The organism is Burkholderia sp. Ac-20345 (genome assembly GCF_017104825.1).
Taxonomy (GTDB): domain Bacteria; phylum Pseudomonadota; class Gammaproteobacteria; order Burkholderiales; family Burkholderiaceae; genus Burkholderia; species Burkholderia lata_B.
Window position 1 is genome coordinate 206,898 of sequence record NZ_JAAGPO010000001.1, and the last position, 24,876, is coordinate 231,773.

At 68.0% G+C, this 24,876-nt stretch carries 19 protein-coding genes; 13 read left to right on the forward strand and 6 right to left on the reverse strand.

The window, feature by feature from the left end; all coding sequences use genetic code 11:
• Positions 1–7: 7 nt before the first annotated feature.
• Together G3O06_RS00955 and G3O06_RS00960 are read left to right on the forward strand one after the other, a co-directional pair.
• On the forward strand, positions 8–1,204 hold the full coding sequence (locus tag G3O06_RS00955) for a porin (RefSeq protein ID WP_174967930.1): 1,197 nt from the start codon (positions 8–10) through the stop codon (positions 1,202–1,204).
• Between the two features lie 100 nt (positions 1,205–1,304).
• The gene (locus G3O06_RS00960; RefSeq protein ID WP_174914458.1) at positions 1,305–2,324 is read left to right on the forward strand and encodes an AraC family transcriptional regulator; all 1,020 of its coding nucleotides are present in this window, start codon (positions 1,305–1,307) and stop codon (positions 2,322–2,324) included.
• 27 nt (positions 2,325–2,351) lie between these two features.
• Here the strand turns inward: G3O06_RS00960 and G3O06_RS00965 are convergent, their stop codons facing one another.
• Positions 2,352–3,623 carry a Zn-dependent hydrolase gene (locus G3O06_RS00965; protein ID WP_205814578.1) on the reverse strand — a complete coding sequence of 424 codons (1,272 nt, stop codon included), beginning with the start codon at positions 3,621–3,623 and terminating at the stop codon, positions 2,352–2,354.
• A complete protein-coding gene (locus G3O06_RS00970; protein WP_205814579.1) occupies positions 3,620–5,005 on the reverse strand; it encodes an amidohydrolase family protein in 1,386 nt (461 codons plus the stop codon). The genes G3O06_RS00965 and G3O06_RS00970 overlap by 4 nt, the downstream gene beginning before the upstream one ends.
• A gap of 99 nt (positions 5,006–5,104) precedes the next feature.
• Here G3O06_RS00970 and G3O06_RS00975 point away from each other — a divergent pair, with 99 nt between their 5' ends.
• The 7 genes from G3O06_RS00975 to G3O06_RS01005 all read left to right on the forward strand — a co-directional run bounded on the left by G3O06_RS00975 (position 5,105) and on the right by G3O06_RS01005 (position 14,491).
• Positions 5,105–5,995 (forward strand): LysR family transcriptional regulator, encoded by an 891-nt coding sequence (locus G3O06_RS00975; protein ID WP_174967926.1) that lies wholly within the window; start codon positions 5,105–5,107, stop codon positions 5,993–5,995.
• A gap of 260 nt (positions 5,996–6,255) precedes the next feature.
• On the forward strand, positions 6,256–7,347 hold the full coding sequence (locus G3O06_RS00980) for a DUF917 domain-containing protein (RefSeq protein ID WP_205814580.1): 1,092 nt from the start codon (positions 6,256–6,258) through the stop codon (positions 7,345–7,347).
• A 12-nt stretch (positions 7,348–7,359) separates the two neighbouring features.
• A complete protein-coding gene (locus G3O06_RS00985) occupies positions 7,360–9,003 on the forward strand; it encodes a urocanate hydratase (RefSeq protein WP_205814581.1) in 1,644 nt (547 codons plus the stop codon).
• A 36-nt stretch (positions 9,004–9,039) separates the two neighbouring features.
• Complete coding sequence (locus G3O06_RS00990; protein ID WP_205814582.1) at positions 9,040–10,362, forward strand: MFS transporter; 1,323 nt, start codon at positions 9,040–9,042, stop codon at positions 10,360–10,362.
• A 17-nt stretch (positions 10,363–10,379) separates the two neighbouring features.
• On the forward strand, positions 10,380–12,014 hold the full coding sequence (locus G3O06_RS00995; RefSeq protein WP_174997666.1) for an aromatic amino acid ammonia-lyase: 1,635 nt from the start codon (positions 10,380–10,382) through the stop codon (positions 12,012–12,014).
• A 161-nt stretch (positions 12,015–12,175) separates the two neighbouring features.
• Positions 12,176–13,276, forward strand: coding sequence for a porin (locus tag G3O06_RS01000; protein WP_174914475.1), 1,101 nt, complete (start codon positions 12,176–12,178; stop codon positions 13,274–13,276).
• A 117-nt stretch (positions 13,277–13,393) separates the two neighbouring features.
• Positions 13,394–14,491: a porin gene (locus G3O06_RS01005; RefSeq protein ID WP_205814583.1), complete on the forward strand. Its 1,098-nt coding sequence runs from the start codon at positions 13,394–13,396 to the stop codon at positions 14,489–14,491.
• A gap of 45 nt (positions 14,492–14,536) precedes the next feature.
• Here G3O06_RS01005 and G3O06_RS01010 read toward each other — a convergent pair whose 3' ends face one another.
• Positions 14,537–15,241 carry a GntR family transcriptional regulator gene (locus G3O06_RS01010; RefSeq protein WP_174914479.1) on the reverse strand — a complete coding sequence of 235 codons (705 nt, stop codon included), beginning with the start codon at positions 15,239–15,241 and terminating at the stop codon, positions 14,537–14,539.
• A gap of 183 nt (positions 15,242–15,424) precedes the next feature.
• Here G3O06_RS01010 and G3O06_RS01015 point away from each other — a divergent pair, with 183 nt between their 5' ends.
• The 4 genes from G3O06_RS01015 to G3O06_RS01030 all read left to right on the forward strand — a co-directional run bounded on the left by G3O06_RS01015 (position 15,425) and on the right by G3O06_RS01030 (position 21,965).
• Entirely contained in the window at positions 15,425–16,645 is a 1,221-nt protein-coding gene (locus G3O06_RS01015) for an aminotransferase class V-fold PLP-dependent enzyme (protein WP_205814584.1), read from the forward strand.
• 158 nt (positions 16,646–16,803) lie between these two features.
• Entirely contained in the window at positions 16,804–18,078 is a 1,275-nt protein-coding gene (locus G3O06_RS01020) for an MFS transporter (RefSeq protein ID WP_174914483.1), read from the forward strand.
• Positions 18,079–18,130: 52 nt separating this feature from the next.
• Positions 18,131–18,892 (forward strand): 2-keto-4-pentenoate hydratase, encoded by a 762-nt coding sequence (locus tag G3O06_RS01025; protein WP_205814585.1) that lies wholly within the window; start codon positions 18,131–18,133, stop codon positions 18,890–18,892.
• A gap of 40 nt (positions 18,893–18,932) precedes the next feature.
• Complete coding sequence (locus tag G3O06_RS01030; RefSeq protein ID WP_205814586.1) at positions 18,933–21,965, forward strand: FAD-binding and (Fe-S)-binding domain-containing protein; 3,033 nt, start codon at positions 18,933–18,935, stop codon at positions 21,963–21,965.
• 48 nt (positions 21,966–22,013) lie between these two features.
• On the opposite strand, the gene G3O06_RS01035 is transcribed toward G3O06_RS01030, so the two are convergent.
• The 3 genes from G3O06_RS01035 to G3O06_RS01045 all read right to left on the reverse strand — a co-directional run.
• A complete protein-coding gene (locus G3O06_RS01035; RefSeq protein ID WP_174988022.1) occupies positions 22,014–22,919 on the reverse strand; it encodes a LysR family transcriptional regulator in 906 nt (301 codons plus the stop codon).
• Positions 22,920–22,995: 76 nt separating this feature from the next.
• Positions 22,996–24,240, reverse strand: coding sequence for an acyl-CoA dehydrogenase family protein (locus G3O06_RS01040; protein WP_174967917.1), 1,245 nt, complete (start codon positions 24,238–24,240; stop codon positions 22,996–22,998).
• Between the two features lie 33 nt (positions 24,241–24,273).
• On the reverse strand, positions 24,274–24,876 hold a 603-nt coding region (locus G3O06_RS01045; RefSeq protein WP_205814587.1), incomplete at its 5' end, for an SDR family oxidoreductase.

Here is a 24,876-nt window from a genome sequence, read left to right on the forward strand (position 1 = left end):
CATAAGAATGAATCGTCACGATACCGTTCGCGCCGCGTGCTGCGCGATGATGGCCCTGGCAGTGACCGGCGCGCACGCGCAAAGCAACGTGACGCTGTACGGCGTGATCGATGCGGGCATCCGCTACGAAACGCACGGCGTGTCCTACGGCGCCGACGGCTCGCCGGTGTCGACCGGCCGCAAGATCTCGATGGCTGACGGCGGCGGCCTGACGGAAAGCTACTGGGGCCTCAAGGGGCAGGAGGATCTCGGCGGCGGGCTGTCCGCGCAGTTCAACGTCGAAAGCCACTTCGGCCCGAACAGCGGCGCGATCGTGCCGGCCGGCTCGCCGAACTTCTTCCAGGTCGCGTACGTGGGGCTGACGTCGACGTCGCTCGGCCAGCTCGCGCTCGGCCGCCAGTACAACGTGCCGTTCGAGATGGTGTCGCTGACCTACGGCTCGAACCTGTGGGCCGGCCCGCAGGATCCGTACTTCAACCTGTTCAAGCCGGAGCAGACGATGCTCGCCGGCTCGCGCACCAGCAACATGATCCAGTACTGCGCGCAAATCGGCAGCCTGTACCTGCTCGCACAGTACGCGCCGGGCGGCCATGCGGGCGGCGGCGCGCTCGGCAGCCAGGCCGGCGCGGCGGTCGCGTATGCGCCGGACAAGGGGCCGTTCACGGTCGGCGCGTCGTTCATGCGCAGCTGGGACGACGTCACGCACGCGAAATTCGACATCTATGGCGGCGGAGGCTCCGTCACGCTCGGCAACGCGACCATCAACGCCGGCTATATCGAGAACGCGCGCGACAACGACTTCACGTCGTTCACGAACGGCCCGTTCAGCTCGACCGATCTCGCCGCGCTCGGCATCATCTCGCCCGCGCAGGTGGTCGATCCGTCGGTGCCCGGCGGGTTCCGGCGCCGCAAGATGGCGCTCGCGGGGCTGACCTACAGGTTCACGCCGGCGTTCACGGCCGCCGTCAACGCATGGTGGACCACGCAGTCGGGCTACACGCCGGACTTCGACGGCCGCGCGCGCCAGTTCCAGGTGATCGCCGGCTACAGCCTGTCGAAGCGCAGCATGCTCTATGCAGAAGTCGACTACGCGATCTATCGCGGCGGCCTGATCGGCGCGCAGCTGGTCGGCATCAACGGGCAGTCGCCGAGCACGAGCACCACGCAACTCGGCGCGACGGTCGGCCTGCGCCACTACTTCTGAAGCGGGGCCGCGCAGGATGTGGGCAATCGTGGCCGGGGAGGCACCGGGTTTCCGGCCGGGCGGGACGAGTACAATCCATGGAAAAAAATACGGAGCATCCATGGACGATACCGACCGTTACACGACGGCGAATCTGCCGGTCCATCTGTTGCGGTGCCTCGCGGAGACAAGCAAGGAGCTGGGCATCGACCCCACGCGGCTGTGCCTCGGGCTCGGCTTCGACGTCGCGGACCTGTCGAATCCGTCGTGCCGGATTTCGTTGCGCCAGGCGAGCACGATGATCCGCCGCGCGCTCGAGATGGCGCCGGGGCGGGCGCTCGGCCTCGAACTCGGCACGAGCGAGACGATCGCGTCGATCGGGCTGGTCGGCTATGCGATGCTGACGAGCCCGACGCTGAAGGACGCGATCTCGGTCGGGATGGAACTGCAGCGCCACACGGGGCCGCTGCTGCGCTTCGACGTGACGTCGGATGCACGCACGCTGTCGATCCGCGCGACCAACGTCTTCCTCGAACCCGACATCGAGGCGTTCCTCGTCGAGGAAGCGTTCGGCAGCTTCATGAAGATCGGGCGCTCGCTCGTCGGCCCCGCGTTCCAGCCGAAGGTCGTCGATCTCAGCTACCCGCCGCCGGCCTATGCGGAGCAATACGCGCGCGTGTTTCCGTGCCCGGTGCGGTTCGAACAGGAGCAGAACCTGTTTTCATGCGACGCCGCGCTCGGCAACCGCCCGATCGCGACCCATGATCCGCTTGCGCATCGGCAGGCGCTCGAATTCCTGCAGGACGCGCTGCCGCCCGAACCCGAAGGCACCGAATTTCTCGAATCGATCGAACGGATCATGCGGCGCGACCTGCGCCACGCGCCGTCGCTCGCCGAGATCGCCGCGCAGCTGTGCATGAGCGAGCGCACGCTGCGGCGGCGGCTGGCCGATCAAGGCGTGTCGTATCAGACGGTGATCGATACGATCCGCCGCAAGCGCGCGTTCACGCTGCTGAGCAACCCGCGGCTGTCGATCGAGGACGTCGCGCACGAAGTCGGGTTCAGCGACGCACACAACTTCCGGCGCGCGTTCAAGCGGTGGACGGGGCACGGGCCGCGCGAGGGGCAACGGCCAGCGTAGCGCCCCCACCGCGCAACCGCGTCGCCGTTACGCCGCACCCGCGAGCGAACGATCGAGCGCAACGAGCGTTTGATACAGCACGCGCGTGCCGTCGAGCAGCTGCTGCGGCTCGATCCATTCTTCCGGGCAATGGCTGCGGCCGCCCAGGCACGGAATGAAGATCATCCCGATCGGCCCGGTCGGCGCGACGTACACGGCATCGTGCCCCGCGCCGCTCGGCAGCCGCATGCTCGGATAGCCGAGCTGCGTGGCCGCCTGTTCGACCGCGTCCATCACGAGCGGCTGGCAATCGGTCGGCCGTGCGCGGCTCACGTGCTCCGCGCGCGCGCTCAACCGCAACGCATCGAGCCGCGCGGCCGCACCGGCCAGCAGCGCCTCGGGGAAAGCGTCGAGCACCGCATCGCTGTCGCTGCGCACTTCGAGCATCAGCTCGACCTGCCCCGGCACCGCGTTCGGCACGTTCGGCGTCATCGCGATCCGCCCGATCGTCGCCACCACGTAGTGCGGATTGCCCGACTGCGCCGACGCGCGCGAATGCGCGGCCTCGATCAGGTGCGCGGCGCCGACGAGCGCGTCGCGACGGATGTCCATCGGCGTCGTGCCCGCATGGTCGGGCTGCCCGGTCACGGTGATCAGCACGCGCCGGATGCCGACGATGTTGGTCACGACGCCGATCGGCAGGCCGCGCGTCTCGAGTACCGGGCCCTGTTCGATATGCAGTTCGACGAACGCGGCCGTGCTGCCCGGCGCGCGCAGCGGTTCGCGCAGCGCATCCGGATTGCCGCCGATGCGGCGCAGCGCTTCGGCGAGCGTTTCGCCTTCGGCATTCGTCGCGCGCAGCATGCCGGCATCGAGCACGCCCGACAGCGCACGGCTGCCGACGCACGAGATGCCGTAGTCGCTCGGCTCCTCGGACAGGAAGTCGATCACCTCGAACGGATGGTCGAGCACGATGCCCTGCTCGTTCAGCGTATGCGCGACCTCGATGCCCGCGAGCACGCCGATGATCCCGTCGAAGCGGCCGCCGCCGACCACCGTGTCGCAATGCGACCCCGTGACGAGCGGTTTCGTGCAACGGCCGCTGCCTTCGCGGCGGCCGATCAGGTTGCCGCCCGCGTCCATCGACACGGCGAGCCCGGCTTCGGCGAACTGCGCGGCGAGCCATGCGCGCGCTTCGGTGAAGAGCGGCGAGAACGCGCGGCGCGTCCACGGGATGTCGGGCCGCGTAAAGCGCGCCAGTTGCTCGACGCGCGCATTCAGGCGTTCGGCGTTCAGCGGCGGGAAAGGCGTCGGATTCATGCGTGCTCCTGTTCGGTGGCGATCGACCGGCTGCCGTGCGGCTTCAGGAAGCGGCCCGAGCCTGCCGGATTGACGATGCGCTCGCCGTCGTACACGAGCGCGCCGCGACAGTAGGTGGCGGCGATCCGCACCGTGAATTCCATCCCTTCGAACGCGCTCCACTGCACGGCCGACAGGCTGCGCGAAGGATCGAACGCGTAACGTTCCGGTGTGAGAATCACGAAATCCGCATCGGCGCCGATATCGAGCGACCCTTTGCGGTCGTCGAGCAGGAAATGCCGTGCCGGGTTCGTCGCGAGCAGTTCAGCCACCCGCGTCGGCGCGATGCCATGCTGTTCGCAACCGGTCCAGAATGCGGGCAGCAGCGTTTCGAGCCCCGGGCCGCCCGACGCGTTGCGGAACACGTTCGGGTCGCCCTTGCGTTCGAGCCCCCAGCTCACGTGATCCGACGACACGAACGTGCATTCGCCGCGCGCGATGTGCGTCCACAGCAGATCCTGCTCCGCGCGCGGCCGGATCGGCGGGTAGTGCTTGGTTTTCGCGCCGAAACGCTTCGTGTGCGTTTCGTGGTCGAGCATCAGGTACTGCACGCAGGTCTCGATGCTTGCGCGATGGCCGGCCTGCCGGAACATGTTGCACAACTCGAAGCCCCGCGACGTCGACACGTGCACCGCGTGCGCGCGGGTACCCGTCTCCGCGCCGATCTCGTAGATCAGCGCGGTCGCGAGGTTCTCGATCAGCGGCGGATGCGCGCGCAGGAAGGCGTCCCAGCCCGTGTCGCCGGCCTCGATCATCCGCGCGATATTCTTGCGCGTCATGTCCTGCATCTGGTTGTGCACGCCGCACGCGAGGCCCGACGGCGCGATCAGCCGGAACGCGTCGTACAGCACGTCCTCCTCGACGCGCGGGAACCGGCCGGGCGTCGCCTCGAACGTCGAGAACTTGAACGCGCACACGCCGCCGTCGATCAACCCGGCCGCCGCTTCAAGGCCGTGCTTCGCGTTGAGCGTGCCGTACAGCGCGACGTCGACGTGGCAATCGCGCTCGGCTTCAGCGATCTTGCGGTCGAGCTGCGCGCGCGACGCGACCGGCTCCGGATCGTCGTACGGCATGTCGACCATCACCGTCACGCCCCCGGCAGCGGCCGCACGCGACGCGTGACCGAGCCCCTCCTGGTTCGCCTGGCTGGCCGCATGCACCTGCCCGTCGACGACGCCCGGCAGCACCCACTGCCCGCGCGCATCGATCGTGTCGCGCGCCGCCGGCGGCACGCCCGTGCCGCGCGCGGCGATCCGCCCGTTCCTGATCGCGAGCCAGCCGTCGTCGACCACCTCGCGCGCATCGACCAACCGGCCGCGCACCACCTGTTCGAATTCGCTCATCTGCGCCTCCTGCTTTTTTGATCACGAGCAGTTTAGGCAGCGCTCTGCCAGAATGTCTCATGCCGATTTATCACCCCCACATAACATGGAGTTAAGGCTGTGCGTCTGAACCTGCGCCAGATCGAGGTGTTTCGCGCCATCATGCTGACCGGCTCGATCAGCGGCGCCGCGAAGCTGCTGCACGTATCGCAGCCGGCCGTCTCGCGGCTCATTTCGTATGCCGAGCAGCGGCTCGGCCTCGCGCTGTTCGAGCGCATCAAGGGGCGGCTCTACCCGACGCCGGAAGCGCAGCGGCTGTTCGTCGAAGTGAATGCGGTGTACCAGGGCGTGCAGCGCGTCAACGAAATCGCGGAAGACCTGATCGAGAACCGGATGGGCCACCTGCGCATCGCGTGCAGCCCCAATCTCGGGCAATCGCTGCTGCCGCGCGCAATCGCTGCGTTCTACGAACGCTTTCCCGACGTGCGCATCATCCTGCACACGATGATCCCGAGCGTGCTGCTGCAGGCGGTGCTCACGCAGCAGGTCGAGCTCGGCATCGCGTTCCTGCAGGACACGCATCCGAACGTCGAGAGCCAGCGCCTCTATGAAAACCGGATGGTCGCGGCCGTGCCCGCGTCGCACCCGTTCGCGCGCCGCAAGACGCTGGCCGTGCGCGATCTCGCGGACCAGCCGCTGATCGGCTATGGCAGCGACATCCCGCTCGGGCAACTGGTGCGGCGGCTGTTCAGCGACGAAGGGCTCGTGCCGCAGGTCAAGATCGAGGTGCAGCAGGCGCACGTCGCGTGCGCGCTCGCGCAGGCCGGCACCGGCATCGCGCTGATCGACGAGCTGACGGTCGCGGGCCCGGTGTGGCCGCAGATCGTCGTGAAGCCGATCGTGCCGACCATTGCCGCGCCGGTCAGCGTGCTGCACCCCGTGCTCGCACCGCTGTCGCGCCTCGCGCACGAGTTCATCGACACGCTGCACGCGCTCTCCGCCTCCGCGTGAATTTCGTTGCCCGAACAGGCTGAAACCGTTGTCCAGCCTGCGTTTCATCGTCGTACAGACGGCGACGGATCACCCCGCTCGCCATCCGCTGCTCAAGCGTCACCGGGATTACCCTACGCTTAACATCGCGTTATGAAGTCTCCATAAAATAGCAATAACGCTCAATATTCGGCGTCCCTAGAATCGTTTGGACAGTACCGCCACACAAGGCTTTCCGGCCGGCGCGTACAGCCCTTTTTCCCTCTCAGGACAAACGACACATGGGACGCATTCTGTCTTCGAAGGACGTCGAAGCCGCCGTCAAGGGCGGTTCGGTTTTCGCATGCGGCGGCGGCGGCTGGGCCGACCACGGCCGTGAACTCGGCACGCTCGCGGTCACGATCGGCCGCCCCGAACTGGTAAGCATCGACGAGTTGCCGGACGACGCGTGGATCGCCACGGCCGCCGCGATCGGCGCACCGGGCGGCCTCACCGACTGGCAGATGCTCGGCGCCGATTACGTAAAGGCCGCGCAGCTCGTGCAGGACGCGCTCGGCGCGCCGCTCGCGGGGCTCATCATCGGCCAGAACGGGATGTCGAGCACGCTGAACGCGTGGCTGCCGTCCGCGCTGCTCGGCACCAAGGTGGTCGATGCGGTGGGCGACATCCGCGCGCATCCGACCGGCGACATGGGCTCGCTCGGCCTCGCGTCGAGCACGGCGCCGATGATCCAGGCGGCGGCCGGCGGCAACCGCGAACACCATGCGTACATGGAAGTGGTCGTGCGCGGCGCAACCGCGAAAGTGTCGCCGGTGCTGCGCAAGGCGGCCGACATGGCCGGCGGCTTCATCGCGAGCTGCCGCAACCCGATTCGCGCATCGTACGTGCGCCAGCATGCGGCGCTCGGCGGCATCAGCCGCGCGCTCGCGCTCGGCGAAGCGATCATCGACGCCGAGCGGCGCGGCGGCAGCGCGGTGATCGACGCGATCTGCGCGGCCACGCACGGCGAGATCATCGCGAGCGGCAAGGTCGAGCGCAATACGCTCGAATACACACGCGAAGCATTCGACGTCGGCCTCGTCTACCTCGGCAGCGGCGCGCAGCGCGTGGTCATTCATGTGATGAACGAACACATGGCGGTGGACGATTCGCATGGCGAACGGATCGCGACCTACCCGGACGTTATCACGACGCTCGATGCCGAAGGCCGCCCCGTCAGCGCGGGCCAGTTGAAGGAAGGGATGGAGATCCACGTGCTGCGGGTGGCGAAGGCGCACATTCCGCTGTCGTCGTCGGTGTTCGATCCCGCGGTGTATCCGCCGGTCGAAGCCGCGCTCGGCATCTCGATCGCCGACTATGCGCTCGCGCGCTGACCGGAGGGCACGATGACGAACCGCACCTTCGAAGTGACCTCGGGCACCACGCTGCGCTGCAAGGGCTGGCGCCAGGAAGCACTGCTGCGCCTGCTCGAAAACGTACTCGCCGTCGGCGAGGATCCCGACCAGCTGATCGTCTACGCGGCGCTCGGCCGCGCGGCGCGCGACTGGCCGTCGCACGACGCGATCGTGCGCGCGCTGAAGACGATGGACGAGAACGAGACGCTCGTCGTGCAGTCCGGCAAGCCCGTCGCGCTGCTGCGCACGCATGCGAGCGCGCCGCTCGTCGTGATGGCGAACTGCAACCTGATCGGCCAGTGGGCGAAAGCCGAGCACTTCTACGAACTGGAACGGCGCAACCTGATCTGCTGGGGTGGCCTCACGGCCGGCGACTGGCAGTACATCGGCTCGCAGGGCGTGATCCAGGGCACCTACGAGATCTTCTCGCGGATCGCCGAGCGCCATTTCGACAACGACCTGCGCGGGCGCTTCATCCTGACGGCCGGCCTCGGCGGGATGGGCGGCGCGCAGCCGCTCGCGGGCCGGATGGCGAACGCGGCGACGCTCGTCGTCGAGATCGATCAGACACGCATCGACAAGCGGCTGCAGATCGGCTTCCTCGAACGGCAGGCGCGCGATCTCGACGAGGCGCTCGCGCTGATCCGCGACGCGCAGGCCCGGCGCGAACCGATCTCGGTCGGCCTGCTCGGCAACGCGGCCGACGTGTTCCCGGCGATCCTCGCGCGCGGCGTCGTCCCCGACATCGTCACCGACCAGACGGCCGCGCACGATCTCGTGTACGGCTACGTGCCGTCGGGCTACACGCTCGACGAGGTGCGCGCGCTGCGCGACATCGACCGTACGAAGCTGATGGACGCGAGTCGCGCGTCGATCGTGCGGCACGTCGAAGCGATGCTCGGCTTCAAGGATCGCGGCGCGATCGTGTTCGACAACGGCAACCTGATCCGCACGCATGCGAAAGACGGCGGCGTTGCACGCGCGTTCGAGATCCCGGTGTTCACCGAAGCGTTCCTGCGCCCGCTGTTCTGCCGCGCGATCGGCCCGTTCCGCTGGATTGCGCTGTCGAACGACCCGAACGACATCCGCATCATCGACGACTACCTGCTCGAACACTTCCCGGACAACCGGATCGTCACGAACTGGATCCGCAAGGCACGCGAATGCGTGCCGTTCGAAGGGCTGCCGGCACGCATCGCGTGGCTCGGCCACGGCGAACGCACGCGGCTCGCGCTGGCGGTCAACGCGATGGTGCGCGACGGCGTGCTGGCCGGGCCGGTCGCGTTCACGCGCGACCACCTCGACGCCGGCGCGATGGCGCACCCGAACATCATGACCGAGAACCTGCGCGACGGCTCCGACGCGGTGGCCGACTGGCCGCTGCTGAACGCGATGATGAGCTGTTCGTCGATGGCCGATCTCGTCGCGATCCATTCGGGCGGCGGCGGCTACAGCGGCTACATGACGAGCGCGGGCGTCACCGTCGTCGCCGACGGCAGCGCGGCCGCGAATGAGCGGCTGACGCTGTCGATGACCAACGACACCGCGCTCGGCGTGATCCGCTACGCGGACGCCGGCTACGAAGAAGCGCTCGACGAAGCGCAACGCAAGCAGATTCCGCATATCCGGCTGTAACGGCCGGCTCGCACGACGACAGGACAGGAGATCGAAGTGAAGCAAACCGCGGTTCCCCTCGACACGGCCGACGCCGTGTCGCCCCCTACCTCGAGTGCCGGGCGCGCGATCGCCGCGGCGTCGATCGGCAACGCGCTGGAGTGGTACGACTTTTCCGTCTACGCGTTCTTTGCCGTGTATATCGCGCAGAACTTCTTCCATCGCGGCGACACCGGCACCGAGCTGGTCGAGGCGTTCATGGCGTTCGGGATCGGCTTCATCGCGCGGCCGCTCGGCGCGCTCGCGATCGGCGTGTACGGCGATCGCGCGGGCCGCAAGGCCGCGCTGACGCTGACCATCCTCGTGATGGCGGCCGGCACCGGCATCATCGCGTTCGCGCCGCCGTACACGGCGATCGGCGTCGGCGCGCCGCTGCTGATCCTGTGCGGCCGCCTGCTGCAGGGCTTCTCGGCCGGCGGCGAAGTGGGCGGCGCGGCGGCATTCCTGATCGAGCATGCGCCGGCGGACAAGAAGGGCCGCTACGCGTCGTGGCTGCAGGCGAGCATGGCCGCGTCGAACATCCTCGGCGCACTGGTCGCGACCGGCGTGACGCTCACGCTGTCGCGCGAACAGATCGGCGACTGGGGCTGGCGGATCCCGTTCATCCTCGGCCTCGCGATCGCGCCGGTCGGCCTGTGGCTGCGCAAGACGCTCGACGAAACCCCGCATTTCCGCGCGGAGATGGCACGCGCCGCGCATGCACCGGCCGAACGCAAGGCGCCGCTGCTGCAGGTCGTGCGCGACTATCCGCGCGCGCTCGTGGTCGGCACCGGGTTTTCGGTGTTGTGGGCAGTGTGCGTGTATGCGCTGGTGATCTACATGCCGACGCACGTACAGCGCGCACTGCATTTCGACGGGCGCGACGCGTTCATCGCGTCGCTGGTCGGCAACTGCCTGATGGCCGTCACCTGCGTGTGCGCCGGGAGCTGGTCCGACCGCTTCGGCCGGCGCAAGGTGCTGACGGCCGGTGCCGTGCTGATGCTCGTGTCGGTGTATCCGCTGCTGCACTGGCTCGCCGACGTGCACACGCTCGCCGCGCTGATCATCGTGCAGAGCGCGTTCTGCGTGATGGTCGCGATCTTCACGGGCGTCGCGCCCGCCGCGCTGTCGGAGCTGTTCCCGACCAAGGTGCGCGCAACCGGCATGTCGCTGTCCTACAACATCGCCACGACGATCTTCGGCGGCTTCGCACCCGCGATCCTCGCGTGGCTCACGCAACGGTCCGGCAATCCGTTCGCGCCCGCCTGGTATGTGATGGTCGCGAGCGTCATCGCGCTCGTGTCGATCGCCGCGCTGTCTTCCACGTCACGTCACGCCTGAAATCGGAGAACTGCTTCATGCAACGCTTCCTCATGCGGAGCGCGATCGCGCTCGCGCTTTTCGCCGCCGTCCCGGCCTTCGCGGACGTCACGCTCGACGGCCGGTCCGTCACGCCCGAATCGATCGCACGCATCGCCGACGGCGAAGCCGTGTCGATCGCGCCGGCCGCCCGCCAGCGGGTCGTCGCCGCGCACGACGTGCTGCTGAAGGCCGCCGCGGCCGGCCAGCAGATCTACGGGCTGACGGTCGGCGTCGGCCTCAATAAAGACCGCGAGATGGTCGATGCGCACGGCAAGCTGAGCCAGGAAGTCATCGACGCGTCGACGCGCTTCAACATCGGGCTGATCCACGCGCACTCGGGCAGCGTCGGCCCCGACATGAGCGTGCGCGTGGCCCGCGCCGCGATGGCCGCGCGCCTGAACGCGATGCTCGACGGCGGCGCCGGCGTGCAGCCCGCGATCGTCGATGCGTACGCGCAGTTCCTCAATCGCGGCGTCACGCCCGCGATGCCGGCGGACGGCTCGATCGGCGAAGCCGACATTACGATCCTCAGCCACGTCGGCCTCGCGATGCTCGGCGAAGGCGACGTGTACTACCAGGGCCGCAAGGTCGCGGCCGCCGATGCGCTGAAGTCGGCCGGCATCACGGCGATCCGCCCGTACGGCAAGGACGCGCTCGCGATCCTCAGCTCCAACGCGTACTCGGCCGGCATGGGCGCGCTGGCGCTCACCGACATGGCACGTCTCGCGCAGGTGTCGAAGGTCGTGTTCGCGCTGAGCCTGCAGGGGCTGAACGGCAACGTGTCGCCGTTCCGCGAGGACACGCTCGCGCTGCGGCCGTTCCCGGCCACGCTGCGCGCGGGCGCGGCACTGCGCACGCTGCTTGCGGGCAGCAGCCTGTGGAACCGCGATCCGGACCGGCCGCTGCAGGATCCGCTCAGCTTCCGTTCCGGCGTCTACCTGCTCGGCGAAGAGGATCGCACCTACGACGAAGCGCGCACGCTGCTGCAGGTGCAGCTGAATTCGAGCGACGACAACCCGGGCGTCGCGGTCGGCGTCACGCCGAAGTCGAACCGCGCGCAGGATGCGGCCGGCTATGTCGACGGCGGCGGCGCGGTGCTGCCGAGCGCGAACTTCGAGCCACTGCCGTGGGTGCTCGCGTTCGAACAGCTCGGGCTCGCGCTCGGCCACAACGCGCTGGCCTCCGCGCAGCGCATCGTCAAGCTGAACGACCCGCACCTCACGGGCCTCTCGCGCTTCCTCGGCACCGAGGACACCGTGCACGCGTTCGGCGCGATGGAGAAGCCGCCGACCGCGCTCGCGATGACGGTGAAGTCGCTCGCGATGCCCGTGTCGCTCGACTACCTGCCGGTCGCCGGCGGCATCGAGGACGTCGCGACGAACGCGCCCGACGTCGTGCAGCGCGTGCAGAAGCAGATCGACGCGAGCTACACGCTGCTCGGCCTCGAACTGATCGAGGCGGCGCAGGCGATCGACCTGCGCCAGCGTAAGCAGCCGTCGTTCACGCTCGCGCCGGCCACGCAGCCGCTGTACCGCGCACTGCGCACGAAGGTCGCGTTCCTCCAGCGCGACCGTCCGCTCACGCCCGACTTCCGCGCCGCCGATACGCTGCTGCGCGCGTATCGCGACTGAGCAGCGCACCGCCCTTCCTTCGTTACACCCGTTAGCTGCCGCACCCGCCGCCGCGATCGTCGTTCGATCGTGACGGCGGGCACGCGCGTCCGGACGTTTTCACGCAACCGCATCGCACCACCGCTCGCTGCCTTTCAACCACCCCGCACCGGAACACCATCATGAAAAAACTCCTGTTCGCGCTGCCGCTCGCCGCGGCCGCCACCGCCCACGCGCAAAGCAGCGTCACGCTGTACGGCATCGTCGAAGATGGCGTCGACTACGTGTCGAACGTGCAGGGCAAGCACCTCGTGCAGCTCGCGTCAGGCGTAACGGCCGGCAGCCGCTGGGGCGTGCGCGGCACCGAGGATCTCGGCGGCGGCCTGAGCGCGATCTTCCGGCTCGAAAGCGGCTTCGACCTCAACTCCGGCCGCCTCGGCAGTGGGCTCGCGTTCTCGCGCAATGCGTACGTCGGCCTGAACGACACGAAGCTCGGCACGCTCACGCTCGGCCGCCAGTGGGATTCGATCGTCGACTACGTCGAGCCGTTCACGCTGAACGGCAACATCGGCGGCTATTACTTCGCGCACCCGAACGACATGGACAACACCGACAACGGCTTCCCGATCTCGAACGCGGTGAAGTACCGCAGCCCGACGATCGCGGGCATCACGTTCGGCGGCCTCTATGCATTCGGCGGGCAACCCGGCCGCTTCTCGGACAACGCGACGTTCAGCGTCGGTGCGAGCTACGCGGCGGGCCCGGTCGGCTTCGGCATCGGCTATCTGCGGATCAACAACCCGGGCGTGTCGACGCAGGGCTACCAGAACTATCCGGGCTTCACGAACGCGATCTACGGCAACTACCTCGATGCGGCGCGTGCGCAGAAGGTGTTCGGCGTGGGCGCGTCGTACCAGGTCGTGCAGTGGCTCAAGGTGCTGGCCGACTTCACGAACACGAACTTCCAGCAGGGCAGCGCGGGGCACGACGCGACGTTCCAGAACTACGAGCTGTCGACACTGGTCACGCCGACGCCGGCCGTGACGGTGGGCGCCGGCTATACGTACACGACGGGCCGCGACCACGCGACGAACGCAGAGCCGAAGTATCACCAGTTCAACCTGAGCGTCGAATACGCGCTGTCCAAGCGCACGAGCGTCTACGTGATGGGGGCATTCCAGAAGGCGGCCGGTGACGCACCGGTCGCGCAGATCGCGGGTTTCAATCCGTCCGGCAACCAGAAGCAGGCGGTGGGCCGCGCGGGTATCCGCCACGCGTTCTGACGTTCGCGATGGCTGACGGTCAGGCGTGGTGCCTGCCGTCAGTCGTTCGGCAAACGCCGCGAAGCATTTGCGCGCGGGGCCGCTTTCCATTCGCTTCCTTCAGACCATTTGATCAGTATGCCTACTCATTCGAATCGAAGAAAAAACAGGCGACGCCACCAGTTCACACCGGCGGTCACCCGCCGGCTGCTGTCGGCCGTCGGCGCATCGCTGATCGCCTGCACGATTGCCGACGACGCAGTGGCCCAGTCCTCCGTGTCGCTGTACGGGCTGGCCGACGTCTACATCGGTACGCAAAAGAGTCTCGGCAAGCCGCGCGCGTACGCGATGAATTCGGGCGGCTTCACGACGAGCTTCTGGGGCATCGGCGGCCGCGAGGATCTCGGCGGCGGCTACGCGCTGCAGTTCGCGCTCGAAGCATTCATGCGCCCGTCGAACGGCGGCGCCGGCCGCTTCAGCGGCGATACGTTCTTCGGGCGCAACGCATATGTCGGCGTCGCGACGCCGTACGGCGTGCTGCGCGCCGGACGCAACACGACGCCGTATTACATCTCCGCCGTGCGCTTCAACCCGTTCTCGACGTCGTTCGGCTTTTCGCCGGCGCTGAACCAGATGTACAAGGGCGTAGCGGGGCAAGGCCTCGTCGGCGACAACAGCTGGAGCAATTCGGTGTTGTATTCGACATCCGGCGAACACGCGCTGCAGGCAAGCCTGATCTATGCGACCGGCAACGAGCCGGGCCATACCGGCGCGAACCAGTGGGGCGGCAGCGTCACCTACGACGGGCACCGCGCGTTCAGCGCGACGCTCGCGTTCCAGCAGGCGAAATTCGACCGGATGCCCGGCGACCTGAACGCATCCATCGCCGGCTTCACGCAGCAGGACGCCGTGCTGGCCGGCGTCGGCTACGACCTGAAGTTCGTGAAGTTCACCGCGTTCTACCAGTACGTGCACGACGCAATCGACGGCGGCGGGCTCGGCACGCATAGCGGGCAAGTGGGCGCGGCGGTGCCGCTCGGCTTCGGCACGGTGCTCGCATCGGTGATGGCCGCGAAAAGCCACGGCCGCGATCGCCCTTCACGAACGACCTGGGCGCTCGGCTACGACTACCGGCTGTCGAAACGGACCGACGTCTACGTGGCCTACATGCGCGACCGCGCAAGCGGCTACGGCAATGGCGATTCGGCCGGGCTCGGCCTGCGCACGGCGTTCTGAACACACGCCATCAACGCGCCGTGACGGTGCGCACGCGGCGTGTGACTACGCGTCCACTTCCGCGTGCAGCAACAACACCGCGTCGCGCTTTTCCAGCAAATGCCGCCGCAGGATCGCCGCGAGCGCCTTGCCGTCGCGCGCCTCCAGCGCCTTGATCATCTCCTCGTGATCGTGCACCGCGCGATCCCACTTCTCGACGTGCTGGTTCGAGCGGAACCGCATCGACATGATCCGGCGGTTGATCGACTGGTACGTGGCGCGCAGCGCCGAGTTGCGCGCGGCCTCGTTGATGCGGTCGTGGATTTCCTGGTTGCGGCTGTAGTAGCCGGGCAGGTCGTTCTGCATCCGGCACGCGAGCATCGAGTAATGCAGCGCCTTGATCTCCGCGAGCTCCGCGGGCGTGATGCGCTCGCACGCCAGTTCACCTGAAAACGCCTCCAGCCCCGACATCAGCTCGAAGGTTTCGCGGATCTCCGATTCGCTCATCCGGTACACGCTCGCGCCGCGATTCGGCGACAGCACCAGCAGCCCCTCGGCCGCCAGCACCTTGAACGCCTCGCGCAGCGGCGTGCGCGAGATGCCGAGCGTCTCGCACAGCTCGCGCTCGTTCAGCCGCATGCCCGGCGTGAGCACACCTTCGACGATGAATTTGCGCAGGTGCTCGACGACCGTGTCGTGCAGCCGCTGCCGCTCCAGTTTCGGCAGTACCGGCGCGCCGCCGCCCTGCTCCAGATCATTCAAATCTTGCATGCAAAATCCTTCCTTCTTGCTTCCCGCGATTCTACTGCAACTCGCCCGACCCGAATATCTCCCCGCCAATGTCGGGTAAACACCGGCATTTTCGGCGAAATCAGCGCTTTGTTTTGCCGCGATCGTTCTGCTAAAGTATTTTGCATGCAAAATTCAAAATGCAACCAAGGAGACAGAACGACCATGCTGCAACTCGACTTCCACCCGTCCGGCCGCCATTTCCTGCAGATTCCGGGGCCGAGCCCGGTGCCCGACCGGATCCTGCGGGCGATGAGCTATCCGACCATCGACCACCGTGGCCCCGAATTCGGCGCACTCGGCCTCAAGGTGCTGGCCGGCATCAAGAAGATCTTCAAGACCACGCAGCCGGTGATCATCTATCCGGCGTCGGGTACCGGCGCATGGGAGGCCGCGCTGACCAACACGCTGAGCGCCGGCGACACCGTGCTGATGTATGAGACGGGCCACTTCGCGACGCTGTGGAAGAAGATGGCCGAAGCGCTCGGCCTGAAGCCCGAATTCCTCGGGCTGCCGGGCATCGAAGGCTGGCGCCGCGGCGTGCAGCCCGACATGATCGAAGCGCGCCTGCGCGCCGACACCGCGCACGTGATCAAGGCCGTGTGCGTGGTGCACAACGAAACCTCCACCGGCGTCACGTCCGACATCGCGGCCGTGCGCCGCGCGATCGACGCGGCCGGCCACCCGGCGCTGCTGATGGTCGACACGATCTCGGGGCTCGCGTCCGCCGATTACCGCCATGACGAATGGGGGGTCGACGTGACGGTGTCGGGCTCGCAGAAGGGGTTGATGCTGCCGCCGGGCATCAGCTTCAACGCGGTGTCGCCGAAGGCGCTCGCCGCCAGCGAGCACGCGACGCTGCCGCGTGCGTTCTGGGGCTGGCACGAGATCATCGAAGCGAACAGGAACGGCTACTGGCCGTACACGCCGAACACCAACCTGCTGTACGGGCTGGCCGAAGCGCTCGACATGATCCTCGGCGAAGGGCTCGACAACGTGTTCGCGCGCCACCAGCGGCTCGCGGAAGCGACGCGCCGCGCGGTGCGCGCATGGGGCCTCGAGATCCAGTGCGCGGACCCGGCCGTCTACAGCCCGGTGCTGACCGGCGTGATGATGCCCGACGGCGTCGACGCGGACGCCGTGCGCAAGCTGATCTACGAACGCTTCGACATGTCCCTCGGGCAGGCGCTCGGCAAGATGCGCGGCAGGATGTTCCGCATCGGCCATCTCGGCGACTGCAACGACCTCACGCTGATGGCCACGCTCGCCGGCTGCGAGATGGGGCTGAAGCTCGCCGGCGTGCCGGTTGCCGCGAGCGGCATCATCGCGGCGATGGACTATCTCGCAACCAACACACACACGCCCGCGCTACGCGCGGCGGCCTGACCGCGTGTGCCTGCGGCCCGCCGCAGGCACCCCGCTCGCTCCCTTTTGCGGCCCGCACGACGCGCGGCCGCGCTGCATCGGCACGAAATCGACACGAAAGCGGCCCCAGAGCCGGTGCGGTTGCAGCGGCAAGCCAGACAACATCAAGGAGACACAACATGAAGCTGTTCCGGGCGACCGGCATCGTGCTGGTGATGCTATGCGTGATGTACTTCATCACGTACCTCGATCGCGTGAACGTGAGCACGGCTGCCGCCGGGTTCGGCCGGGAATTCGGGCTGAACAAGACGGAGATCGGCCTCGTGTTCTCCGCGTTCGCGTATCCGTACCTCGTGTTCCAGATCATCGGCGGCTGGGTCAGCGACCGTTTCGGCGCACGCCGCACGCTGCTCGCCTGCGGGCTGCTGTGGGCCGCCGCGACGCTGCTCACCGGGATGGCCGGCGGCCTCGCGTCGCTGCTCGCCGCGCGCCTGCTGCTCGGCCTCGGTGAAGGCGCGACGTTCCCGGCGGCCACGTCGGCGATGTCGCGCTGGGTGCCGCGCGAGAAGCGCGGCTTCGCGCAGGGCATCACGCATGCGTTCTCGCGCGTCGGCAACGCGGTCGCGCCGGCCGCCGTCGTCGCGGTGATGGCCGTGTACGGGTGGCGCGAATCGTTCTACATCTGCGGCGTGATCAGCATCGTGTGGGTCGCGGTGTGGGCGCTCGTCTATACCGAACACCCGAAGGACCACCCGCGCATCACGCAGGCCGAACTCGATGCGCTGCCGCCTCCGAAGCAGAAGCCCGCGAACGTGCCGTGGGGCCCGCTGTTCCGCCGGATGATGCCCGTCACGATCGTGTACTTCTGCTACGGCTGGACGCTGTGGCTGTTCCTGAGCTGGATTCCGCAGTACTTCCTGCACAGCTACGACCTCGACCTGAAGAAATCGGCCGTGTTCGCGTCCGCGGTGTTCTTCGCGGGCGTGATCGGCGACACGCTCGGCGGCATCGTCACCGACCGCATCTACGCGCGCACCGGCAGCCTCAAGCGTGCGCGCAGCTGGATGGTGTCGATCTGCATGCTGCTCACGCTGCTGTCGCTGTTGCCGCTGCTCTTCACGCATCAGCTCTACGTGTCGATGGCGTGCCTCGCGGCCGGCTTCTTCTTCGCCGAAATGACGATCGGCCCGATGTGGGCCGTGCCAATGGACATCGCGCCGGAATACTCGGGCACCGCGAGCGGGATGATGAATTCCGGCTCCGCGCTCGCGGCGATCCTGTCGCCGGTGATCTCCGGCTTCGTGATCGACCGCTTCGGCAGCTGGGAGCTGCCGTTCATCGGCAGCATGGTGCTGATGGGCGTGGGCGTGCTGCTCGCGTTCCGCATGCAGCCGGACAGCCGCTTCGCCGATGCCCCCGCCGAACAACCGGCCGCCAATCGCTCGCCGGCCTGACGCCAACGGGGCGCTGCCGCCGGCGGCGCCCGCCTCTTTTTTGACTGCAACGATGACCCAAGCTACCCACGACCTCGCCGTCCGGCTCGCCGCCGGCTGGCAACACGGCATCGCGTTCGCCGCGCTGCCTTCGGAACTCGTCCCCGCCGATGCCGATGCCGCCTATGCGGTGCAGGCGCAAGTGCTCGCCGAGCGCAGCGCCGCGATCGGTGCGTGGAAAGTCGGCGCGAAGCAGCCCGACGGCCCGATCCAGGGCGCGCCGCTGCCGGACGACTGCCGCCATGCGAGCGGCGTGACGCTGCCGCGCGGCGCGTTCCGGCCGCTCGGCCTCGAACTGGAGATCGCGTTCCGCTTCGGCCGCGACTTCGCGCCGCGTGCTGACGTGTATGCCGACGATGAAGTGTTCGACGGCATCGCGCAGATGGGCGCATCGATCGAGATCGTCGCGAGCCGCTTCCGCGAATGGCCGGACGTCGCCCCCGTCGCGCAGCTCGCCGACCTGCAGAACCACGGCGCGCTCGTGCTCGGCGAGATGACCGGCTATCGGGACGATTTTCCGTTCCTCGCGCCGGCTCCCGCGTTCTCGTTCGACGGGCACGACATCGCCGGCACAGCACCGGGCACCAACCCGGCCGGCGACCCGCGCCGCCTGCTGCCGTGGCTCGTGAATCACGCGTCGCGGCGCGGCATCGCGCTGCCGGCCGGCACCGTGGTCACGACCGGCTCGTATACGGGGATGTTTTTCCCTCAGGCCGCGGGCACGGCCGTCGGCCGCATTCCCGGGTTGCCGCCCGTCAGCGTGACCCTCGCCTGATCCCCGCCCGATCCGCTCTCACCCAATACCGACCGCCGCCATGACATCCGCCGTCTCGCCTTCGCTGGTTCGCCCCGTTCATCTCGTGCCGTCGCAAGGCGCCGCGCTGTCGCCGCTGTTCGAGCGGCTGCGCAGGGAAATGCGCGGCGACGTCTACGCCGACCGCGCAAGCCGCGGCCGCTATGCGACCGACGCGTCGATCTACCAGATCATGCCGCTCGGCGTGGTCGTGCCGCGCGACCAGGATGACCTGCGGATCGCGCTCGACATCGCGCGCGACCGCAAGATCCCCGTGCTCGCACGCGGCGCCGGCACGAGCCAGTGCGGGCAGACGGTCGGCGAGGCGCTCGTCGTCGACAACAGCAAATGGCTGAACCGGATCGTCGAATTCGATGCACACGCGCGCACCGTCACCGTCGAGCCCGGCATCGTGCTCGATCACCTGAACGCGTGGCTGAAGCCGCACGGGCTGTGGTTTCCGGTCGACGTGTCGACGGCCGCGCAGTGCACGATCGGCGGGATGGCCGGCAACAACTCGTGCGGATCGCGCTCGATCGAGTACGGCAACATGGTGCACAACGTGCTCGCGATCGACGCGATCCTCGCCGACGGCAGCGCATGCCGGTTCGGCTCGCTCGCCCAACCCGTGACCGACCGCCGCACGCTCGACCTGCTGCACGGCGTCGAACGCATCGCGAAGCGCGAGCGCGACGAACTCGTCGAGCGCGTGCCGAAGGTGCTGCGCCGCGTGGCCGGCTACAACCTCGACCTGTTCGACTGCCAGAACCCGCGCGCGTACACCGACGACGGTCACGCGAATCTCGCCCACCTGCTCGTCGGCTCGGAAGGCACACTCGCGTACAGCCGGCAGATCACGCTGAAGCTCGCGCCGCTGCCCGCGCACAAAGCGCTAGGCGTCGTGAACTTCCCGACCTTCTACCAGGCGATGGACACCGCGCAGCACATCGTGAAGCTGAAGCCGGTGGCGGTCGAACTCGTCGATCGCACGATGATCGACCTGTCGATGGAGAACCCGGCGTTCCGCCCGGTGATCGAACAGGCGCTGGCCGGGCAGCCGCAGGCGATCCTGCTCGTCGAGTTCGCGGGCGAATCGCGCGACGCGCAACTCGCGCAGCTCGACCGGCTCGCCGAACTGATGGCCGATCTCGGGCTGCCCGACAGCGTCGTGAAGATGACCGATGCCGGTGCGCAGAAGGCGCTGTGGGACGTGCGCAAGGCCGGGCTGAACATCATGATGAGCATGAAGGGTGACGGCAAGCCGGTGTCGTTCATCGAGGATTGCGCAGTGCCGCTCGAACACCTCGCCGAATACACGCGCCGCCTGACCGACGTGTTCCACAAGCATGAAACCGAAGGCACGTGGTACGCACACGCGAGCGTCGGCACGCTGCACGTGCGGCCGATCCTCGACATGCGGCGCGACGGCGCGACGCGCATGCGCGAGATCGCCGAAGAGGCGGCGGCGCTCGTGCGCGAGTACAAGGGCGCGTATTCGGGCGAGCACGGCGACGGGCTGTGCCGCGGCGAATGGGTCGCGTGGCAGTACGGCCCGCGCCTGAATGCGGCGTTCGCGGAAATCAAGGCGCTGTTCGATCCCGACAACCGCTTCAATCCGGACAAGATCGTCAATCCGCCGAAGATGGATGCGCGCGAGCATTTCCGTTTCGCGCCCGGCTATGCGGCGCTGCCGCTGCGGCCCGCGCTTGACTGGTCGGCGTGGAACGTCACGCGCAATCCTCTGACCGGCGACGAAACCGCGCCCGGCACCGGTGCCGACATCACGCACGGGCTCGCGTCGGCCGTCGAGATGTGCAACAACAACGGGCACTGCCGCAAGTTCGACGCGGGCACGATGTGTCCGAGCTACCGCGTGACGCGCGATGAGCAGCACGTGACGCGCGGCCGTGCGAACACGCTGCGGCTCGCGGTGACGGGCCAGCTCGGCGCCGATGGCCTCGCCGGCGACGACGTGAAGGCCGCGCTCGACCTGTGCGTGTCGTGCAAGGGGTGCAAGCGCGATTGCCCCACCGGGGTCGATATGGCGCGCTTCAAGATCGAGGCGCGGCACGCGTGGAACCGCAAGCACGGCACGACGCTGCGTGAACGGCTCGTTGCGTACCTGCCGCGTTATGCGCCGTGGGCAGCACGGATGCGTGGTGCAATCGCGTTCGCCAATGGCGTGCCGGTTGTTGCGTCATGGATGAAGCGACGGATCGGCCTCGCGCCGCAGCGGGCGCTGCCTGCGTTTGCGCGGCCGTTTCTGGCGAACGTCAGTGCGGATATGTCGGCGTCGTCTAAAACCGGCTCGACCACCCGCGAAGTACTGCTCTTCGTCGATACGTTCAGCAACTACCAGGAACCGGACAACGCCCGAGCCGCGCAGGCCGTACTCGAAGCGGCCGGCTATACCGTGCATTTCAACGTGCGCGAAGGCGAGCGGCCACTGTGCTGCGGCCGCACGTTCCTCGCGGCCGGGCTCGTCGACGAAGCGAAGGCCGAGGCGAAACGCACGCTCGATACGTTGCGGCCTTACCTCGAACGCGGCGTCGCGATCGTCGGGCTGGAGCCTTCGTGCCTGCTGTCGATGCGCGACGAATTTCTGGCCTACGGTCATGGCGACGAAGCCGCGCGGCTCGCGAGCCACGCGTTCCTGTTCGAGGAGTTTCTCGTGCGCGAGCAGCAGGCAGGCCGGTTGTCGCTGCCGCTACACGAAATCGATGCGAAGGAAGCACTCGTACACGGCCACTGTCATCAGAAGGCATTCGGCGCGTTCACGCCGGTGCAGACCGTGTTGCGCTGGATTCCGGGGCTGACGGTGTCGCCGGTCGAATCGTCGTGCTGCGGGATGGCCGGCAGCTTCGGCTACGAAGCCGAGCATTACGACGCGTCGCAAGCGATGGCCGAACTTTCGCTCCTTCCGGCGGTACGGGCGCGGGCCGAAGGCGCGATCGTCGTCGCGGACGGCACAAGTTGCCGGCATCAGATTCAGGACGGCGCGCAAACACAGGCCGTGCATGTGGCGAAGGTGCTGGCGCGGGCGTTGCGGAACTGATGGCGATCTCGACGGACAGCACACGTCACGCTGACACGGCCGCCACCGTCACGCCGCCTCGCCGATCCCGCCCATCAGCATCATCAGTTGCTCGCGCAGCCACCGGCTGCCCTGGTCCTGATCGGCGCTGCGATGCCAATAGCAGAAGTATTCGAGGGCCGGCATCTCGAACGGCAGTTCGAGAATGCGCGCCGGATAGCGCTGCAGCAGCCGCAGCGGCGCCGTCAGTGCGAGATCGCCGCGCATCGCGATCAGCGGCGCGACCATGTAGTGCTGCACGCGCATCTGGATGGTGCGGCGCAGCCCGAGGCGCGTCAGCTCCGCGTCGACGTGCCCGCTGCCCTTGCGGCGGCTCGACACGTGGATGTGCCCCATCGCAAGGTAGTCGTCCATGGTGAGCGTGTCGCCCTTGAACGGGTGGTCGTCGCGGATCATGCACGCATAACGGTCGCGCACGAGCAGCGCCTGGTGCAGGTGCGGATCGCCGATCAGCGGCGCGTCGATCGCGATGTCGACGGAGCCGTTCGCGAGCGCGGTCGCGACTTCGCGGCGGTCCATCGTGTAGCTGCGCACGTGCATGCCGGGCGCGTGCGTCTGCAGCAGTTCACCGAGCGCGGGCAACAGCAGCGCTTCGGTCAGGTCGCTCATGCTCATCCGGAACACGCGCGTCGACGACGCCGGATCGAACACGTCGCCTTCATGCGCGCTCGAATCGAGCAGTTGCATCGCCTCGCGCACGCGGCCGACGATGTTCTCGGCCAGCGGCGTGGGCATCATCCCGGCCGGCGTGCTGACGAACAGCGGATCGTTCAGGGTCTTGCGCAGCCGCGCCAGCGCGTTGCTGACGGCCGGCTGCGTGAGATTCAGCACCTCCGCGGCCCGCGTCAGGTTGCGCTTGGTGTAGATCGCGTCGAATACGACGAACAGGTTCAGGTCAATCTTCGAAAGGCGCATCGCCGGATCTCCTTGCCGGCATCTTACGGCGGGCGCCGCCAGTTCGTCCACGGCCCTGCGCATCCTGGCGCGACGCTCAGCCGCGCGGCGGCGGCGTCAGGTACGGTGCCGTCGAACCCGGCTCGCCGTCCTTGATTTCCATCCGCGCGATCGCCTGCAGGTGCACCTCGTCCGGGCCGTCGGCGAAGCGCAGCGCGCGGCCCCAGGTCCAGAGGTCGGCGAGCGGCGTATCGGGGCTCAACCCCGCCGCGCCGAACACCTGCATCGCGCGATCGCACACGTCCGTATAGACGGTCGGCACCAGCGCCTTGATCATCGCGATTTCCTTGCGGGCGGCCTTCGCGCCGACCTTGTCGATCATCCACGCGGCCTTCAGCACCAGCAAACGCGCCTGCTCGATCTCGATGCGCGAGCGCGCGATCCATTCGCCGACCGTGCCGTGCTTGTTCAGCGGCTTGCCGAACGCGACGCGCGACTGTGCGCGGTCGACCATCAGCTCCAGCGCAAGCTCGGCCGCGCCGATCGAACGCATGCAGTGGTGGATGCGGCCCGGCCCGAGGCGGGCCTGCGCGAGCGCGAAGCCGCTGCCTTCCTCGCCGAGCAGGTTGCTCGCCGGCACCCGCACGTTGTCGAACGTGATCTCGCAGTGCCCTTCCGGTGCGTAGTGATTGACCACCGTGATGTTGCGCACGATCGTCACGCCCGGCGTGTCGCGCGGCACGAGGATCATGCTCTGCTGCTGGTGCGACGCGGCCTCGGGATCGGTCTTGCCCATCACGATGAAGATCTTGCAGTTCGGATGCGCGGCGTTCGTGATGAACCACTTGCGGCCGTTGATCACGTACTCGTCACCCACGCGCTCGATGCGCGTCGTGATGTTCGTTGCATCCGACGACGCCACGTCGGGCTCCGTCATCGCGAACGCCGAGCGGATCTCGCCGCGCAGCAGCGGCTTCAGCCACTGTTCGCGCTGCTCGGGCGACGCGAACATGTGCAGCAGTTCCATGTTGCCGGTGTCCGGCGCGTTGCAGTTGAACACTTCCGACGCCCAGCCCACGCGCCCCATGATCTCGGCGAGCGGTGCGTATTCGAGGTTCGTCAGGCCCATGCCGGGCTCGTCGTCCTTCAGGTGCGGCAGGAACAGGTTCCACAGCCCTTCCGCCTTCGCGCGCTCCTTCAGTTCCTCCATGAACGACACGGGATACTGGCCCGCGTGCACTTCCTCGTTCCACTGGCGGATGCGCGGCACGATGTGCGCGTCCATGAATGCGCGCACGCGGCTGCGCAGTTCTTCCACTTTCGGGGTGTAGCCAAAGTCCATGATCAACTCCTCGATTCCGTTCGTCCGGTTCCGTCAGAAGGCCGAGACACCGCCGTCGACGGCGACGGCCTGCCCGGTCAGATAAGTGTTTTCCTTCGCGCACAGCGTCAGCATCGTCGCGACGATTTCCTCGGGCCGGCCGAGCCGCTTCATCGGCGAGCCCTGCGCGAGAAAATCCTGGCGGTCGCCGATATCGCTGTCGGTGACCATCGGCGTCGTGCTGTAGAACGGGCACACCGCATTCACGCGGATGCCGTGGCGCGCGTATTCGATGGCCGCCGTCTTCGTGAGCCCGACCACCGCATGCTTCGACGCCGCGTAGGCCGCCAGCTTCGGCGCACCGCCGAGCCCGGCCATCGACGCGACGTTCAGGATCACGCCTTCGCGCTGCGCGAGCATCTGGCGGATCTGGTGCTTCATCCCGAAGAACACGCCCTTCGCGTTCACCGCGAAGCTCAGGTCGAGATCGGCTTCCTCGGTGTCGATCAGCGCCTTCATCGGCGGTGCGATGCCCGCATTGTTGATGCCGACGTCGAGCCGGCCGAAGCGCTCGGCCGCCGCGTGCACCAGCGCCGCCACCTCGGCCTCGACGCGCACGTCGCAGCGCTGCGCAATCACGTCGGCGCCGGCCGCGCG

Bases quoted from the DNA above. Each gene is read 5' to 3' on its own strand.
- G3O06_RS00955 (WP_174967930.1), top strand. From the start codon at position 8: ATGAATCGTCACGATACCGTTCGCGCCGCGTGCTGCGCGATGATGGCC.
- G3O06_RS00960 (WP_174914458.1), top strand. From the start codon at position 1,305: ATGGACGATACCGACCGTTACACGACGGCGAATCTGCCGGTCCATCTG.
- G3O06_RS00965 (WP_205814578.1), bottom strand. From the start codon at position 3,623: ATGAATCCGACGCCTTTCCCGCCGCTGAACGCCGAACGCCTGAATGCG.
- G3O06_RS00970 (WP_205814579.1), bottom strand. From the start codon at position 5,005: ATGAGCGAATTCGAACAGGTGGTGCGCGGCCGGTTGGTCGATGCGCGC.
- G3O06_RS00980 (WP_205814580.1), top strand. From the start codon at position 6,256: ATGGGACGCATTCTGTCTTCGAAGGACGTCGAAGCCGCCGTCAAGGGC.
- G3O06_RS00985 (WP_205814581.1), top strand. From the start codon at position 7,360: ATGACGAACCGCACCTTCGAAGTGACCTCGGGCACCACGCTGCGCTGC.
- G3O06_RS00995 (WP_174997666.1), top strand. From the start codon at position 10,380: ATGCAACGCTTCCTCATGCGGAGCGCGATCGCGCTCGCGCTTTTCGCC.
- G3O06_RS01000 (WP_174914475.1), top strand. From the start codon at position 12,176: ATGAAAAAACTCCTGTTCGCGCTGCCGCTCGCCGCGGCCGCCACCGCC.
- G3O06_RS01005 (WP_205814583.1), top strand. From the start codon at position 13,394: ATGCCTACTCATTCGAATCGAAGAAAAAACAGGCGACGCCACCAGTTC.
- G3O06_RS01010 (WP_174914479.1), bottom strand. From the start codon at position 15,241: ATGCAAGATTTGAATGATCTGGAGCAGGGCGGCGGCGCGCCGGTACTG.
- G3O06_RS01015 (WP_205814584.1), top strand. From the start codon at position 15,425: ATGCTGCAACTCGACTTCCACCCGTCCGGCCGCCATTTCCTGCAGATT.
- G3O06_RS01020 (WP_174914483.1), top strand. From the start codon at position 16,804: ATGAAGCTGTTCCGGGCGACCGGCATCGTGCTGGTGATGCTATGCGTG.
- G3O06_RS01025 (WP_205814585.1), top strand. From the start codon at position 18,131: ATGACCCAAGCTACCCACGACCTCGCCGTCCGGCTCGCCGCCGGCTGG.
- G3O06_RS01030 (WP_205814586.1), top strand. From the start codon at position 18,933: ATGACATCCGCCGTCTCGCCTTCGCTGGTTCGCCCCGTTCATCTCGTG.
- G3O06_RS01035 (WP_174988022.1), bottom strand. From the start codon at position 22,919: ATGCGCCTTTCGAAGATTGACCTGAACCTGTTCGTCGTATTCGACGCG.
- G3O06_RS01040 (WP_174967917.1), bottom strand. From the start codon at position 24,240: ATGGACTTTGGCTACACCCCGAAAGTGGAAGAACTGCGCAGCCGCGTG.